The sequence below is a fragment of the Azohydromonas australica DSM 1124 genome (genome assembly GCF_000430725.1).
GTDB classification, from domain to species: Bacteria; Pseudomonadota; Gammaproteobacteria; order Burkholderiales; family Burkholderiaceae_C; genus Azohydromonas; species Azohydromonas australica.
Window position 1 is genome coordinate 34935 of record NZ_AUMO01000083.1, and the last position, 1190, is coordinate 36124.

Here is a 1190-nt window from a genome sequence, read left to right on the forward strand (position 1 = left end):
CTGAAGTGGACCCAGTCCCGAGCAGCTTCTTGAACCTGGGTGATGAAGGCGTTCATGTTTAGGATGCTTATTTAATGGTGCAGTGCAGCAATTGTGACCTGTATCACGGATTGCGAGGGGCGGTGCGAAAAGAGTCCAGGGAACACGTCCGGGCTTCGACCCCTGATCGGCAAGGATTCAGACCGGCGCTGCCCGCGCCACGCCGACACGGTGCCGCCCAGGTCACTGAACCCGCACCGCCGTGGACGGCCTTTTTCGAGTGAGCCGCGCCAGCGCGCGCTCAAGAGCACCGGGTGAGTCAGGGTTGTGGCAACTCCAGCGTCAGTGTCACGCTGAACATGCTGCCGCTGCCCGGCTGGCTTTGCAGTTCGAGCTGCCCGCCCATCACGTCCACCAGGCTGCGCACGATGGACAGGCCCAGCCCGGTGCCGCCGAAGCGCCGTGTGGTGGAGCTGTCGGCCTGCGTGAAGGGGTCGAAGATGCGCGCCTGCTGCTCGGGCGTGATGCCGATGCCCGAGTCCACCACCTCCAGGCGCAGCAGGACCAGCCAGTCGTTGCAGGCGAGCTGGCGCACGGTCAGCGCCACGCCGCCCGACGGTGTGAACTTCACGGCGTTGCCCAGGAGGTTGATAAGTACCTGCTTGAGGCGCAGGGGGTCGCCCAGCACCTGCTCGGGCAGCGCCGCCGGTAAGTCGAGCGCGAGCGTCAGGCCCTTGGCGTCGGCCTGCGGCCGCATCAGGACGTGCACCGCCTCGAGCAGCTGCCGCGGCTCGAAGGGCACTTCCTCCAGGCGCAGCTCGCCGGCCTCGATGCGGGAGAGGTCCAGGACATCGTTGGTCAGGCCCAGCAGCTGTTCGCCGGCCTGGGCGATGTGCTTGACGAACCCCTGGGCCTTTTCGGGCAGGGGCATCCGGCCCAGCAGCTGGCTCAACCCGATGACAGCATTGAGCGGCGTGCGGATCTCGTGGCTCATGTGCGCGAGGAAGGCGCTCTTGGCCTGGTTGGCCGCCTCCGCCTGGGCGGTGCGCTGGCGCAGCTCGTCCTCCATGCGCCGGCGCTCGGTGAGGTCCGCGATCATGGCCAGGAAGCCGATGACGCCGCCTTGCGCATCGCGCAGCAGCGTCACGCTCAACAGCCCCGGAAAGCGCGAGCCGTCGGCACGCACGAAGGTCCACTCGGTGCGCTGGCCC

Annotated in this window: 1 protein-coding gene; it reads right to left on the reverse strand. The window is 67.6% G+C overall.

The features are described 5' to 3' along the window. Positions 1–298: 298 nt before the first annotated feature. A partial coding sequence (locus tag H537_RS0114220; protein ID WP_028998450.1) for a sensor histidine kinase occupies positions 299–1190 on the reverse strand: 892 nt, incomplete at its 5' end.